The organism is Agromyces sp. MMS24-JH15, from assembly GCF_043518605.1.
Classification (GTDB): Bacteria; Actinomycetota; Actinomycetes; order Actinomycetales; family Microbacteriaceae; genus Agromyces.
On the sequence record NZ_CP171358.1, the window covers coordinates 526450 to 540598 of the forward strand.

Annotated in this window: 8 protein-coding genes; 3 read left to right on the top strand and 5 right to left on the bottom strand. The window is 74.9% G+C overall.

The window, feature by feature from the left end; genetic code table 11:
• Nucleotides 1-20 precede the first annotated feature (20 nt).
• Nucleotides 21-3050 (bottom strand): DEAD/DEAH box helicase, encoded by a 3030-nt coding sequence (locus tag ACDF64_RS02445; RefSeq protein ID WP_394553209.1) that lies wholly within the window; start codon nt 3048-3050, stop codon nt 21-23.
• A gap of 38 nt (nt 3051-3088) precedes the next feature.
• Nucleotides 3089-4105 (bottom strand): LacI family DNA-binding transcriptional regulator, encoded by a 1017-nt coding sequence (locus ACDF64_RS02450; protein WP_394553210.1) that lies wholly within the window; start codon nt 4103-4105, stop codon nt 3089-3091.
• A 166-nt stretch (nt 4106-4271) separates the two neighbouring features.
• On the opposite strand from ACDF64_RS02450, the gene ACDF64_RS02455 reads away from it, so the two are divergent.
• Nucleotides 4272-6731 (top strand): beta-galactosidase, encoded by a 2460-nt coding sequence (locus ACDF64_RS02455; RefSeq protein ID WP_394553211.1) that lies wholly within the window; start codon nt 4272-4274, stop codon nt 6729-6731.
• A 108-nt stretch (nt 6732-6839) separates the two neighbouring features.
• Nucleotides 6840-9416 carry a glycosyl hydrolase 53 family protein gene (locus ACDF64_RS02460; RefSeq protein ID WP_394553213.1) on the top strand — a complete coding sequence of 859 codons (2577 nt, stop codon included), beginning with the start codon at nt 6840-6842 and terminating at the stop codon, nt 9414-9416.
• Between the two features lie 33 nt (nt 9417-9449).
• Here ACDF64_RS02460 and ACDF64_RS02465 read toward each other — a convergent pair whose 3' ends face one another.
• Both ACDF64_RS02465 and ACDF64_RS02470 read right to left on the bottom strand, forming a co-directional pair.
• A complete protein-coding gene (locus ACDF64_RS02465; RefSeq protein WP_394553214.1) occupies nt 9450-10190 on the bottom strand; it encodes a nucleoside/nucleotide kinase family protein in 741 nt (246 codons plus the stop codon).
• A 20-nt stretch (nt 10191-10210) separates the two neighbouring features.
• Nucleotides 10211-10561 (bottom strand): hypothetical protein, encoded by a 351-nt coding sequence (locus ACDF64_RS02470; RefSeq protein ID WP_394553215.1) that lies wholly within the window; start codon nt 10559-10561, stop codon nt 10211-10213.
• A 165-nt stretch (nt 10562-10726) separates the two neighbouring features.
• Between ACDF64_RS02470 and ACDF64_RS02475 the strand changes: the two genes are divergently transcribed.
• Nucleotides 10727-12844: a hypothetical protein gene (locus ACDF64_RS02475; protein WP_394553216.1), complete on the top strand. Its 2118-nt coding sequence runs from the start codon at nt 10727-10729 to the stop codon at nt 12842-12844.
• Between the two features lie 162 nt (nt 12845-13006).
• Here the strand turns inward: ACDF64_RS02475 and gap are convergent, their stop codons facing one another.
• Nucleotides 13007-14035: a type I glyceraldehyde-3-phosphate dehydrogenase gene (gene gap, locus ACDF64_RS02480; protein ID WP_394553217.1), complete on the bottom strand. Its 1029-nt coding sequence runs from the start codon at nt 14033-14035 to the stop codon at nt 13007-13009.
• Nucleotides 14036-14149 lie beyond the last annotated feature (114 nt).

Consider the following 14149-nt stretch of genomic DNA (forward strand, 5'->3'; position numbering starts at 1 on the left):
GTCGCACCCGGGGCGACGGGTCATCCGTCGAGCAGTTCGCGGAGGTCTGCCGCGGTGAGACCCCCGCCGTCCACGACTCCGTCGCCGATCTCGTCGCCGATCTCGTCCCCGATCCCGTCGAGCACGCCTGCGACCAGCGCGCCCTTGCGCTCCTTGAGCGCCATGACCTTCTCCTCGATCGTGCCCGCGGCGACGAGCCGGTAGACGTTCACGCGCCGGGTCTGCCCGATCCGGTGGGCGCGGTCGACGGCCTGCGCCTCGCTCGCGGGGTTCCACCACGGATCCAGCAGGAACACGTAGTCGGCCTCGGCCAGGTTCAGCCCGAACCCGCCCGCCTTCAGGCTGATCAGGAACACGGATGCCCCGCCCGCGCGGAACCGCGCGGCCTCGGCGTCGCGCCGCTTCGCGGGCGTCGACCCGTCGAGGTACGCGAACGGCACGCCCGCGGCCTCGAGCCGCGACGCGGCCCGCGCGAGGAACGAGGTGAACTGGCTGAACACGAGCGCCGAGTGCCCCTCGGCGAGCACGTCGTCGAGCTGTTCGAAGAGCGCGTCGAGCTTCGCCGACGGGATGCCCTCGTGCGCCGGGTCGATGAGCGCCGCATCGAGCGCGAGCATGCGCAGCAGCGTGAGCGACCGGTAGACGGTGAACCGCTGCCGGTCGAGGTCGGCCATGAGCCCGAGGAGCTTCTGCCGCTCGCGCTGCAGCGTCGCGTCGTAGAGCCGGCGGTGGGCGGGCGCGAGCTCGACGGAGAGGACCTGCTCCTGCTTCTCGGGCAGCTCCGGCGCGACCTGCTCCTTCGTGCGGCGCAGCAGCAGCGGGCGGATGCGCCGTCGAAGTCGGTCGCGCCGCTCGGCGTCGCGGTCCTGCTCGATCGGGCGGCGATAGCGCTCGTCGAACGCCCGCCGGCTCGGGAAGAGCCCGGGCGCGACGATCCGCAGGATCGCCCAGAGCTCGGACAGGTCGTTCTCGATCGGCGTGCCGGTCACCGCGACGCGGAACGGCGCACGGATGCCCCGTGCGGCGTCGTGCACGCGTGTGGCCGCGTTCTTCACGAACTGCGCCTCGTCGAGCACGAGGCCCGCCCAGTCGAGGCGCGCGAACGCCTCGGCCTCGAGCCGGAGCACGGGGTAGGTCGTGACGACGAGGTCGGCGCCGGCCGCGGCGTCGGCGATCGGCTTCCGACGGCGGCGTTCGGTCGCGGTGACGGATGCCACGCGCAGGCCGGGCGTGAAGCGGGCCGCCTCCGCGGCCCAGTTCGACGCGACCGACGTCGGCGCGACGACCAGGAACGGGCGCGTGTCCGGCGCCGCAGCGACCGCGTGCGCGATGAGCGCGAGCACCTGCGCGGTCTTGCCGAGGCCCATGTCGTCGGCGAGCACGCCGCCGAGCCCGCTCGCGTGCAGGAACGCGAGCCACCGGAATCCGGCGAGCTGGTACGGCCGGAGCGGGATCGCGACGCCCGCGGGCGGCGGGAGCGGCTCGACCGCGCCCTCGAGGCCGGCGACGAGCCGTCGCCACTCGACCGCGCCCGGCTCCCCATCGGCGTGGTCCTCGAACTCGGCCCAGAGCACGGCCTGGCTCCGCGGGATCCGCACGCCGGTCTCCCACTCGGCGAGGTCGGCGCCCTCCTCGATCAGCGTGCGCAGCGGGTCGAACTCGGGCCGGCGCAGGTCGAGGTAGCTGCGGTCCGGCAGCCGCAGCCGCTTGGCGCCCGTCGCGAGCGCGCGGAACACCGGCATGAACGGCACGCTCCGCCCGCCGACGGTGAGCATGAACCCGAGTTCGAACCAGTCGGGGTCCCGGGACTCGACCGAGCGCAGCCGGAGGACGGCCTCGCCCTCGGCCTCGTCACCGGTGGGCGCCGTGCCGGTCGCGTCGACGCGCACCCGGTCGATCCGGGCGAGCCTCGGCAGCGCGCGCGCGGCGAGCCACGAGGCATCCGCGCCCCGCAGCACGACCGACGCCATCGGGATCCCGTCGAGTTGCTCGCGCGCGCGTTCGACGACGTCGAGGGCGTCGGCCTCGTCCTGCCCGCCTGTCGCCACCGCGCCGTCGACGAACGGCTCGACGCGGCCGTCGGGGTGCTCCCAGCGCCAGTCGAGGTCCGCGCGATCGCCGGGCGCGAACCGCACGGCGAGCACCAGCACCGCGGGACCGGGCGGCGGCGGCTCGAACGTGCCGTCGAGGCTCACGACCGGGACCGTGCGTGCGAGCCTCGGATACTCGGTGCGCAGGAACCCCGGCAGGTCCGGCGACGGCACGCGGACCGGGTCGTCCGAGCCGTCGAGCAGCGTGCGGGCGCCGGGGGCGAGGCCGCCGGGCACGGGCCCGAGTTCGATGAGTCCCGCGTCGAAGTCGAACCGGTACAGCCCGTGCCGGCCGACGGGCCTGGCGTCGCGGAGCGTCCGCGGCGCGCCGTCGAGCAGCAGGCGGGGAACGAGGCGGAACCCGTCGAGGTCGTCGGTGGCGTCGAGCACGGGTTCGGCCCGCGCGTGCAGGCGGACCTCGGGCGTGGCATCCGACCCGACCAGCGCGATCCCGCAGCGCTCGGCCTCGGCCAGCAGCGGCCAGAGCAGCGGGCTCTCGTAGGCGTCGAGCGTGATCCACTCGGAGCCGTGCGCGGCGTACACCCCCGGGTTGCCGCCCTTCAGCATCGCGAACTGGCCGAACCAGCGCGCCTGCGCCGGGTCGTACCCCTGGGACGCCCCCTGGTAGGCGATGTTCTGCCAGTTCAGGCCGGCCTGCACCCAGCCGCCCTTCGCGCCCGCCGCGACCGGGCGCACCGCGAGTCGGTCGACGGATGCCCCGCGCCGGGCCGGCTCGTCGCCGGACCCGGTCCACTCGCCGGGGCGCGGCGGCACGCGGCGGCGCAGCTGGAACCGGAGTCCGAGCGCCGTGGGCTCGACGGCGGGCGACGCCTCGGCGGACTCGGCGGACTCGGCGGACTCGGCGGGCCGTCCGTCGGCCGATTCGGCACCGGCGTCGGGATGCCCGGTCAGGGCCGCGAGCGCGGCGCGCCAGTCTCGATCGCGGGCGTCGGCTGGCATCACCCCATGCTCGCATGCCGGGGGCGGCCCGAGGCGGCTCAGGCCGACTCGCGCACCACGAGTTCGGTCGGCAGGGTCATCCGGCCGGCGGTGCCGCCCTCGACGACCTCGAGGAGCATGCGCACCATCTCGCGGGCGATCCGGTCGAAGGGCTGGCGCATCGTCGTGAGCGGCGGAGTGGTGCGCACCGCGAGCGGCGCGTCGTCGAACCCGGCGACCGCGATGTCCTCGGGCACGCGCAGTCCGCGCGCGCGCAGTTCGTCGAGCGCGCCCGCGGCCATCGCGTCGTTGGCCGCGAACACGGCGTCCAGGTCGGGTGCCCGGTCGAGGAGCTCGGCCATCGCGCGCGAGCCGCTCGACCGCGAGTAGTCGCCGTTCGCGACGAGGCGCTCGTCGAAGGCGTCGCCGAGTTCCTGCGTGTACCCGTTCAGGCGGCCGACCCCGCCGGAGGTGTCGAGGGGCCCGGTGATGGTCGCGATCCGGCGGCGCCCGATCCGGCCGAGGTAGGCGACGACGTCGCGCGCGCCGTCGAGGTCGTCGGCGGTGACGAAGCCGATGCGCCGCTCGTAGCCGAGCGGCACGCCGCACGCGACGACCGGGACCTCCGCCTCGACGAGGGTCTTCAGGAAGCCCTCGCGGCCGCGGTGCGACGAGACGAGCAGTGCGCCGTCGACGTGTCCGCCCATGATGAAGTCCGTCGCGCGGCGCTGCTCGTCGTCGGAGCCGGCCATGAGCAGCACGAGCGGGATGTCGCGCTCGGCGAGCGCTTCGGCCGCGCTGCGCATGAGCGTCGAGAAGTTCGGGTCCTCGAACAGGCGGTCCTGCGATTCGGTGAGGAGGAAGGCGACGGAGTTCGCGCGCGAGGTCGCGAGGTTCCGCGCGTGCGGGTTGATCCGGTAGCCCGTCTGCTTGATGGCGCGCTCGACCGCGACGCGCGCCTCGTCGCTGACCCAATGCCCGCCGTTCAGGACCCGGGAGACGGTGCCTCGGGAGACGCCGGATTCGCGCGCGACATCGTCGATCGTCGGCCGCCGGCGCGGCGCCTGCTCTGTCATCCCCGCCAGTGTAAGTCCGCGCGGGCGACTGTGAGCGATCCCAGTCCGCGTTCGCGCGGAACCATTCGCGAACCCGGTTCACTTCAGGGCGCTCGGCAGGCTATTCTGTCGAGGAACTGGGAGCGCGCACAGTTCGCCACGTCGTACCCGAAGGAGCACTGCCGTCGTGACATCCGTCCCCCGCCCCGCGCTGTTCGCGACGGACGCTGCGACCGCCCTCGATCCGGGCCGCGGCGTCCCGCTCACCGTGCGCCACGCGCCCTGGACCGAGCCGCTCACCCGACCCGCGATGGCGAACGAGCTCGACGCGCACGCACGGCTGGCCCTGACCAACCGGTACGTCGAGCGCGACGGCGTCCCGGTCATCCCCGTGACCGGCGAGCTGCACTACAGCCGCGTGCCCCGCGACCAGTGGAGCGAGCGGCTCCGGCTCATGCGCGCGGGCGGCGTCACGGCCGTCGCGAGCTACGTGATCTGGAGCCACCACCAGCCCGAGCCCGGCACGCCGAGCTTCGACGACCGGCTCGACCTCGCCGCCTTCGTGCGCTGCGCGGCCGACGCCGGCCTCGACGTCGTCCTGCGGATCGGCCCGTGGGTGCACGCCGAGGTCCGCAACGGCGGCTTCCCCGACTGGGTGCAGCAGGCGCCCGTCGCGCACCGCACCGACGACCCCGGCTACCTCGCGCTCGTCGAGCCGTGGTTCGCCGCGATCGGGCGCGAAGTCGCCGCGCTCTGCGGGCCGGCGTCGAACGTCATCGCCGTCCAGCTCGACAACGAGCTCTACGACCAGCCGGGCCACCTCGTGACGCTCAAGTCGATCGCCCGCCGGCACGGCATCCTCGCGCCGATCTGGACCGCGACCGCGTGGGGCGGCGCCGACCTCCCGGTCGGCGAGGTCCTGCCGCTCTACGGCGGCTACGGCGACGGGTTCTGGGTCGACGCCGACCACGACTGGGACCCCACGTTCCGCGAGCACTTCTTCTTCTCGCACACCTGGGACGACCCGGGCATCGGCGCCGACCTCCGCGACCACCCCGGCATCGGCCGGCAGGCCGAGACGCCCCGGCTGCCGTCGGCCGCGTTCCCGGCCGCGACCTGCGAGCTCGGCGGGGGCATGGCGACCGCGTACCACCGCCGGCCGCTGCTCTCGGGCGCCGACATCGCCGCGGTCGCCCACAACAAGATCGGGAACGGCTCGGGCTGGCAGGGCTACTACATGTACGCGGGCGGCACGAATCCCGCGCCCGGGCTCGCGGAGTCCCACGACTCCGGGTACCCGAACGACCTGCCCGAGTTCGACTACGACTTCCACGCGCCGCTCGGCGCCGCGGGCCGGCTCGGCCCCGCGCACGCCGCGCTGCGCCGCCAGCACGCGTTCCTCGACGCGTTCGGGGCGACCCTCGCGCCGATGCCCTCGAGCCTGCCCGACCGCCGGCCCACGGGCGTCGAGGACACCACGACCCTCCGCTGGGCGCTGCGGAGCGACGGCCGCTCCGGCTGGGTGTTCCTGACCTGGCAGCAGCCGCACCTCCCGCTCGAGGCCGTGCGCGACGTGCGGTTCGAGGTCGCGTTCCGCGACGGATCGACGCTGCTGCCGCACGCGCCGATCGACGTGCCCGCCGGCACGATCGCGCACTGGCCGGTGCACCTCGAGCTCGGCGGCATCCGCATCGACTGGGCGACGGCGTCGCCGCTGACCGTACTCGCGCCCCGCGCGGGCGGCGCGGCGCCGACGCTCGTCGTGGTCGCGGAGGCCGGCATCCCGGTCGAGCTCGCGACCACTGCGACGGTGACCTCGGATGCCCCGTCGGCGCTGCGCCCCGTCGCCCCGGGCATCCTCGTGGTCGACGCCGCCGACGTCGTGCGCTGCGAGCTGCGCAGCTCGGACGGCGCGCTCGACCTGCTCGTGCTGCCCGCCGCGACGGCCGACCGGGCGTGGGTGCTCGGCTCCGGCGAGCGCCGGCGACTGCTCGTCACGGGCGACGAGTCGGACGCGCTGTTCGAGGGCGCGGCGGGCGAGCTGCTCGTGCGCGCGGGCGCCGAGCCGCGCGTGCGCGCCTACGACGCCGAGCTCGGCGCGTTCGCGGACCTGGCCTTCGCGCCGATCGGCGACGGCGCCGTCGGGGACTGCGGAGTCGCCGGCACGCGCCCGGGCTCCGGCGTCTCGGTGCTCGACGCCGGCGCGCCCGAGCCGGGCGTCTCCCCCGTCCCGGCGGGCTACGGCGAGCACCACGGGCGCGCGTCCGCGCCGACGCGCGCCGACGTCGAACGGCACGCGACCGCGTGGCGTGTCGACCTCCCCGCGCGCCGCGGCGTCCGCCGGTTCCTCGAGGTGGACTTCGCGGGCGACGTCGCCCGGCTCGAGGTCGACGGCGTCGTCGTCGCCGACCGCTTCTGGGACGGCACGACGTGGACCATCGGGCTCGACGAGCTCGCGATCGACCCGTCGGCACCGACCACGGTCGTGCTCCGCGTACTGCCGCTCGCGCATGAGGCATCCGTTCGCCTGCCCGCCGCCGCCGCCGACCGGCGCGCGGCGACCGACGGCGACCTGCTGGCCCTCGACGAGGTCCGACTCGTCGAGGCGCCGCTCTGGGGTGAGGCGGCCGCGACGCCGCGCACCTGACCCGACGTGATCCGGTCGCCCGGATCGCCCTGCACCACCCACCACCGCAGCGTCGCGGCCGTCCCGCCCCGGGACCGTCCGGTCGCTGCCGTACCGAAAGGAACGAACGTGCGACATCGGATTCCCAGGGCGGGCGCGGTCGCGCTCGCGACCGCGCTCGCGACCGCGATCGCGGTGCCCGCCGGCGCCGGCGCGGCGCTCGCGGCCGACCCGGACGGCCCGGTCGACGCCGGCATCTTCGTCGAGCAGGTCCCGGGCCTCGCCGCCGACTTCGTGAACGGCGTGGATGTCTCGTCGGTGCTCTCGCTCGAGGAGAGCGGCGTGGTCTTCCGCGACGACGCGGGACAGCCGGCCGACCTGTTCGACGTGCTCGCCGACCACGGCGTGAACACCGTGCGCATCCGCGTGTGGAACGACCCGTTCGACGCGGCCGGCAACGGCTACGGCGGCGGAAACGTCGACGTCGACCGCGCGGTCGAGATCGGCGAGCGCGCCTCGGCGGCCGGGCTCGGCGTGCTCGTCGACTTCCACTACTCCGACTTCTGGGCCGATCCCGCCCGGCAGCTCGTGCCGAAGGCGTGGGCGGGTCTCTCGGATGCCGAGACCGTGACCGCGCTGCACGACTTCACGGCCGACGCGCTGCAGCGCTTCGAGGACGCGGGCGTCGACGTGACCATGGTGCAGGTCGGCAACGAGACGAACAACGCGATCGCCGGGCACACCCGGGCCGGTCGCGAGATCGACGCGCAGTTCGCCGCACTCGTGGCCGCGGGCAGCGCGGCCGTGCGCGAGGTCCTCCCGGACGCGCTCGTGGCCGTGCACTTCACGAACCCCGAGACGCCCGGCCGCTACGCGACCTATGCGGCAGGGCTGGCGTCGTTCGGCGTCGACTACGACGTGTTCGCGAGCTCGTACTACCCGTACTGGCACGGCACGACCGAGAACCTGACCGCCGTGCTGAGCAGCATCGCGACGACCTACGGCAAGCAGGTGATGGTCGCCGAGACCTCGTGGGCGCACACGCTCGACGACGGCGACGGCCACTCGAACGTCATCGGCTCGGGCACCATCACGAACCAGTACGCCGCGAGCGTGCAGGGCCAGGCCGACGAACTGCGCGACGTGATCGCCGCGGTCGCCGCGGTCGGCGACGCGGGCATCGGCGTCTTCTACTGGGAGCCCGCGTGGCTGCCGGTCGGGCCGCCCGAGGCCGTCGAGGCGAACCGCGTGCTCTGGGAGCGCGACGGCTCGGGCTGGGCGACGAACGCCGCGAACGAGTACGACCCGGTGCACGTCGGCGAGTGGTTCGGCGGATCCGCGTGGGACAACCAGGCGCTGTTCGGCTGGGACGGCACGCCCCTCGAGTCGCTCCGCACGTTCGACTACGTCCGCACGGGCGCGGTCGCGCCGCGCGAGGTCACGACGATCGAGCAGGTCTCACTCCAGGTGGCCGACGGCACGCCGGTCGCACTGCCCGCGACGATCGCCGTGTCCTACAACGACGGCACGACCGAGCACCCCTCGGTCGCGTGGTCGAGCGCCGCGGACTGGATCCGCGGACCCGGCACCTACTCGATCCCCGGCACGACCTCGACCGGGATCGCGATCACCGCGTCGGTCGCGGTGCTCGCCGCGAACCTCGTGCGCGACCACAGCTTCGAGGCCGGGACCGCGGACGCGTGGGCGCTCACCGGCCCCGCGTCGCGGACCTGGACCACGGATGCCGCCGACGGCGACTACGCCGTCACGTTCTGGAACGGCACCGCGTACTCGACGTCGGTCGCCCAGACCGTGACCGGCGTGCCGGCGGGCACCTACGTCGTGCAGGCGACGACGCAGGGCACCGGCAGCGCGTCGACCGACACGCGCACGCTCACCGCGACGACGTCCGCCGGAACGTGGAGCACCCCGCTGTCGTTCACGGCGTGGAACGAGTTCCACACCGGATCGCTGCCGGCCGTCGTGGTCGGCGTGGACGGCGTCGTCGAGATCCGCGCGTCGTTCGCGCTGTCGGCCGGCGCCTGGGGCGTCGTCGACGACGTGCGACTCGTCGCCGCGGAGACCGCCGGCACGGTGGACTCCTCGGTCCTCGGGTCGGCGCTGGCCGAGGCCCGGGCGGTCGACCGGGCGCCCTACACCGCGGCCTCGCTCGCCGCGCTCGACGACGCGATCGCGGTCGGGGACGTGGTGCTCGCGGGCTCGCGCGCGACCCAGGCCGACATCGACGGCGCGGCGGCGCTCGTGCGCGCCGCCATCGACGGGCTGATCCCGACGGCCGTGCCTGGCACGCCCGCCGCCCCGACGGCGAAGCTCGTCCGCGGCGACGTCACCGTGTCGTGGGCGGCGCCCGCGGGCATCGTCTCCGGATACGTCGTGACCCTCGCGCGCCACAACGGCGCGTCGCAGGTGCTGCGGGTGGCCGGCGGCACGACGACCGCGGTGTTCGCGGGCGTCAAGTCGGGCACCTACACGGCGACGGTGCGTGCCGTGAACGCGGCCGGGGAGTCGGCCGAGTCGGCGTCGTCCGCGTCCGTGAAGGTGACGGGCGCCGCGCAGCACGCCCCGGTGGTCGACCGGATCGTCCAGGCGATCCGGGACGCCATCGACCGGCTGCGGTCGCACGCCCCGTGGGCCGTGTCCGTGCCGGGCACGCACGACGGCGGGCGCGGGCTCACGACCCGCTGACCCCGGGCGCGCACACCACGGCGGGTCGTCGGATCACTCCGGCGGCCCGCCGTCCGCGTCCGCGTCGGCCGGATCCCACCCGATCACGAGGTCCGCGTGCCCGCGCGTCGGCTCGATGCGACGCGCGTTCGCACCGTCGACGTCGCGCGCCCAGGCCTCGGCGGCCTCGGTCGTGCGGCCGCCGAGACGGTGCCGGGCCACCAGCCGGCGCATCCGCACGTCCTCAGGGGTGTCGCAGAACCACGCCTCGTCGAGGCATCCGCGCAGCCGTTGCCAGGGATCGCCGTCGCACAGCAGGTAGTTGCCCTCGACCACGACGATGCGCGCCGACGGCGGGATCGCGAGCTCGCCGGCGACGGGCTCGTCGACCGCGCGCTCGAACGACGGCGCGTACACGGGATGATCGGCCTCGCGGTGCAGCCGCTCGAGCAGGGCGAGGAAGCCCCACCCGTCGAACGTCTCGATCGCGCCCTTCCGCTCGCGCAGGCCGAGCCGTCGGAGCGTCGCGTTCGCGAGGTGGAACCCGTCCATCGGCACGACGGCGGCGGATGCCCCGTCCCGGGCCTCCAGCGACGCCACCACGGCCTCCGCGAGCGTGGACTTGCCCGACCCCGGGCTGCCCGCGATGCCGATCAGCACGCGCCGCCCTGCGGTCGCGGCGAGGTGCTCGGCCCGGTCGGCGAGCGCCTCGACCCGCGCGTGCGCCGGCAGGACGAGCCGCGCATCGCGGCGTGCGATGCCGCGCGGAGACGGTTCGGCTTCGGGCGACGGCATGACCGCACCCTACGCGAGGCTCAGTCGAGCCCGCTCGCCGCACGGCGGGCGTCGATCGCGTGCACGTGCTGGCGGACGCCGACGAGCGCCGCCCCGACGCGGCGGCGCAGGTCGGCGGTGATCGCGCCCGTGGCGTCGAGCTCCTTCGCGCGGGCCGCAAGGCCCTGCGCCTGCCCGACGGTGTCGCGTCGCCAGGCGTCGTACGAGCGGGCCGGCAAGCCGGCGAGCCGGTCGGACCGGTCTCCGACCATCGCCAGGCGCAGTTCGAGCGCGGCGAGGTCGTCGAGGAACCGCGTGATCGCTGCGCGGTCGGCTGCTGCGGTGTCGTACCGGTGTCGCGAACCTGCGCGGGGGACGGCGTCGAAACCCATGGTCGGCCTCCAAGGGGGGAACTCCGGCGCGAGCCGAAGATCATCACAATACGGAGACCGACTGACATTCCGCACGCACCTGCGTAACGACCTGCCGATGTCGGCCGGTCGGGCTAGGGTCGACGCACCTGTTCGCAGCTCCATCCTCGGCCGGAAGGACCCCGCGTGCCCAGCTCCCGATCGTGGCGGCGCACGGCCACCGCGGTCGCCGACGCCCCGCCCGTGGTCGCGGTCGCGGTCGCGGTCGCGGTCGACCACGTCGACACCCCTGCCGCGGTCGACGCGCTCGCCGTGCGCATCCTCGACGCCCGCCGCGTCCGCCCGCTCGTCCTCCTCACGACCCGCGCGCCCGACGGCGGCGGTCCCGTCGACGCCGGGCCCGAGGCATCCGTGCCGTTCGACCTCGACACGCTCGTCGCCGAGGTCGGCGATGTCGCCGACCTCGCGATCATCCCGACCGGCACCCTGACGATGCGGCTCGACGGCCTGCTGCCCGATCGCTGGCAGGTGTACGGCGGCGCCGCGCGCTCGTACCCGCCGCACGTGCTCGACGACCTCGACGTCCGGCGGTCGCCCCTCAGGTTCCCGTCCCGCGGGCGCGAGGCCGACACCTCGCTCCTCGTGCGCGACGCCGCGCAGCAGGCGCACGCGGCCGGGCTCTACGACCGTCCGCCGGAGCGCTCGCGCATCGCCGCCGGCGAGGTGCGCGGGTTCACGGCCGACGGGTCCCGCGCGATCGTCCGCCTCGACGACGGCGGACACGCGACCGTCTGGCAGGAGCTCACCGTCCCGCCCGTCCCCCTCGAGTGGTCGCTCGCGCGAGGCGGGCGGGTGTCGGGACTGCTCGACGAGGGCTCCCGCCGGCTCGCGCTGCGCGAACTGCCCGTGTCGGTCGACGCCCTCGCGGAGCGATTCCCGCACGGCACCGTCACGCTCGCCCTGGTGGGCGAGGTGACCGGCGACCGCGCGGCGCTCGCGCTCCACCCGTCGGTCCTGCTGCCGGTGCACCGCACGGATGTCTCGCCGAACCCGCTCGACCGGCTCGACCTGCTGCTCGCCGAGGGCGAGGTCGTCGCGGCCAGGGTCGTCCACCTCTCGGACGGCACGCTGCACCTGCGCCTGAGCGACGTCGACGACGAGGAGCCGGTCGCCGCGCCCGTGCCGCTCGTCGAGCACGGGCAGCCGTGGCTCGTCGAGGGGCGGCCGCTGCCGAGGCCCGACACCGGCGGCGCGAGCGGCGTGGACGCGTCGGACGTCGCCGCGGCGGCGACCCTCGTGATCGGGACGACCGCGAGGTCCGCGCCCGACGCGACGGATGCCATGGCGAACCTGCCGGGCGCCTCGCCTGCGTCTCCCGTGGAGTCGTCTCCCGCTGTGGCATCCCCCGTGGCGGCATCCCCCGTGGCCGCACCCCCGGGGTCGCCGGTCGTCGTGCCGCCGCCGCGCCCGGTCCCCGGACCCGGCATGCGCGTCGTGCTGCGCCCGGCCGAGTCCGAGTCGGCATCGACGGCCGCCTCGGCGCCCGGTCCCTCGGCGCCCGGGCCCGCGGCTCCGGCGCCCGAGGGCGCCCGATCGGCGCTGCAGACCACGCAGGCCTCGCTCGAGGTCGCACTCGCGCGTGCGGCGGCGCTCGAGCAGCGGATCCGCGACCTCGGCATCGCCGACTCCGACCTCGCCCGGCAGCGCGGCGAACTCGCCGCACTGCGATCCTTCACGCGCGAACTCCAGGCCGCGCTCGGCGAGGCCGAGCACACGCTCGAGGAACTGCGGGCGCGGCACGGCGAGTCCTCGCGCCTGCTGCTCCAGGCCCGCCGGTCGGGATCGCGCCCGGAGGCCGGAGCGTCGCACTCGAAGGTCCGCGACCGCGCCGCGAGGTGGGCCGACGCCGAGGCCTGGGTCCGGCACGAGATCACCGCGGCCTGGGCCGAGCGGATCGCTCCAAGCGAACAGGTGAGCCAGCCGATCGGCGACTACGCGGTCGGCGAGGGGTTCGCCGAGTCGCTGCTCGCGCTCGACGACGGGCAGTTCGCGAAGGCGATGAAGGCCGTCGTCGATGTCGTGACCGACCGCGTCGCGGACGTGGCCGGCCGCGACGTCCACCGCCTGCGCACCGGGGCCGCCGGCTCGCCGGCACTCGAACGGCGCCGGGACGGCGCGACCGCGATGCGCTGCGCGATCGAGCAGAATGCGCCGTCGGCGCGTCGACTGCACTACTGGGTGCTCCCGAAGCGCGCCGGCATCGAGCTCGCGCGGGTCGGGCTGCACGACGACTTCACGATCTGACCGGGGCGACCGGCCGGATCTCGAGCCGCGTCGCCTCCGGCGGCGCCCCTCGAACGCAGGGGCCGGGACGCGCGAACGGGGCGGAGGCTCCACTCCTCCGCCCCGTTCGGGTCAGGTTCCGCCCTCTCGGGCGGGTGCCCGCCGGAACGGCGGGCGGCTCGCTCAGGCCGCGACGGCCTCGGCGTCGGCGGCAGCGCCACCGAGCAGCGTCAGCGAGTCGATGACGCGGTTCGAGAAGCCCCACTCGTTGTCGTACCAGGCGACGACCTTGACGTGCTTGCCGTCGACGCGCGTGAGCTCCGAGTCGAAGATCGACGAGTGCGGGTTGCCGACGATGTCGCTCGAGACGAGCGGCTCGGCCGAGAACTCGAGCACGCCCTTGAGCGGGCCCTCGGCGGCGGCGCGGTAGGCCGCGATGACCTCGTCGCGCGTGACGTCCTTCGCGACCGTCGTGTTGAGCTCGACGATCGAGCCGACGGGGATCGGGACGCGCATGGCGTCGCCCTGGAGCTTGCCGTCGAGCGTCGGCAGCACGAGGCCGATGGCCTTCGCGGCGCCGGTCGAGCTCGGCACGATGTTCTCGGCTGCGGCGCGGGCGCGGCGCGGGTCCGAGTGCGGGGCATCCTGCAGGTTCTGGTCCTGCGTGTAGGCGTGCACCGTGGTCATGAAGCCGTGCTCGATGCCGGCGAGGTCGTCGAGGACCTTCGCGAGCGGGGCGAGCGCGTTCGTGGTGCACGAGGCGTTCGAGACGATGACGTCGGTCGCCGCGTTGTACGCGTCGGTGTTCACGCCGTAGGCGAGGGTGACGTCGGCGCCGTTCGACGGAGCCGAGACGAGGACCTTCTTCGCGCCGGCGGCGATGTGCGCCTTGGCGGCCTCGGCGTCGGTGAAGCGACCGGTCGCCTCGAGGACGATCTCGACGCCCAGCTCGCCCCAGGGGAGCTTGGCGGGGTCGCGCTCGGCGAGCACCTTGATGCGGCGGCCGTCGACGACGAGCACGTCGCCGTCGACCTCGACCGGAGCGCCGAAGCGGCCACCGGCGGTGTCGTACTTGAGCAGGCGAGCCAGCGAGGCCGGGTCGGTGAGGTCGTTCACGGCGACGACCTCGAGGTCGGCGTTGCGCTCGACGATGGCGCGGACGACGTTACGGCCGATGCGGCCGAAGCCGTTGATCGCGATGCGAGTGGTCATTGCGAGTCGATTCCTTTCATTCGCTGGCAATAGACAACACGCTCGCCCGCGCGGAGAGGAGAGGCTATCGCGACATCGTTCGAAAGGATCTCGCCACGGGGTCGGAACGGGGTC